Source organism: Agromyces binzhouensis (assembly GCF_004135055.1).
Classification (GTDB): Bacteria; Actinomycetota; Actinomycetes; order Actinomycetales; family Microbacteriaceae; genus Agromyces; species Agromyces binzhouensis.
Genome location: NZ_SDPL01000666.1, coordinates 1 through 1074 on the forward strand (window position 1 = coordinate 1; position 1074 = coordinate 1074).

Here is a 1074-nt window from a genome sequence, read left to right on the forward strand (position 1 = left end):
CCGCCGCGCGTGCTCGACGTGTGCGTGCGCGTGCTCGCCGAATGGGGCTGGAGCGAGCGGCCCGTGGCCGTGGCATCCGTGCCCTCGCGCTCGCGCCCGCAGCTCGTCGAGTCGCTCGCACGCGGGCTCTCCGAGGTCGGTCGGCTGCCGTACCTCGGCGAGCTCGCCCCGGTCGACGGCGGTCCGACGGGCGGCCCGGGCGGCAACAGCGCGTTCCGGCTCGCGGGCGTCTGGAACCGCTTCTCCGCCGACGGCCTCGACGTGCCCGCCGGCGGCGTGCTGCTCGTCGACGACCTGGCCGACAGTCGCTGGACCCTCACGATCGCCGCGCGCGAGCTTCGCCGGGCGGGCGCGACCGAGGTGCTCCCGTTCGCGCTCGCCCTGCGCGGCTGATCGAGGGGGCTAGGCCGGCTGCGGCTGGGCGCCCGCCTCCACCGTCACGTCGTCGGCCTCGGCCTCGCCTGCCTGCTCCTTCGCGACGAGCGTCAGCACGTCGTACGTCGCGACGAGCTCGTCCCGCTGGTTCTTCAGCACCGCGTCCCAGCGCACCTCGCCGTACTCGTCGGTCTCGCGCGGCGTGATCTGCTTCGCCGTGAGCTCGACGCGGATCTCGTCGCCGGGCGACACCGGCGTGATGAAGCGCAGGTTCTCGAGGCCCGAGTTCGCGAGCACCGGCCCGGGTGCGGCGTCCACGAAGAGGCCGGCGGCCCACGACACCAGCAGGTAGCCGTGCGCGACGCGCCCCGGGAAGAACGGGTTCGCGGCCGCGGCCGCCTCGTCCATGTGCGCGTAGAACGTGTCGCCCGTGAACTGCGCGAACGTCTCGATGTCCTCGAGCGTCACGGTGCGCGAGGCCGACGCGACCTGGTCGCCGATGCGGAGCTCCGCGAGCGACTTCCGGAACGGGTGCGCCTCACCGGTCTCGGCGTACGGGCGTGCCTCGGCGCCCGAATGCCAGACGCCGGTGAGCGCGGTGAGCATCGCGGGCGAGCCCTGCACGGCCGTGCGCTGCATGTGGTGGTGCACGGCGCGGATGCCGCCGAGCTCCTCGCCGCCGCCCGCGCGGCCGGGGCC

2 protein-coding genes are annotated in these 1074 nt (G+C 75.0%); one reads left to right on the top strand and one right to left on the bottom strand.

Annotated features, from left to right (window positions below):
• Nucleotides 1–393 (top strand): phosphoribosyltransferase (locus ESO86_RS17495; RefSeq protein ID WP_479722795.1); only part of this gene is annotated, 393 nt, incomplete at its 5' end.
• Nucleotides 394–402: 9 nt separating this feature from the next.
• Here the strand turns inward: ESO86_RS17495 and ESO86_RS17500 are convergent.
• Nucleotides 403–1074 (bottom strand): MaoC/PaaZ C-terminal domain-containing protein (locus ESO86_RS17500; protein WP_207207222.1); only part of this gene is annotated, 672 nt, incomplete at its 5' end.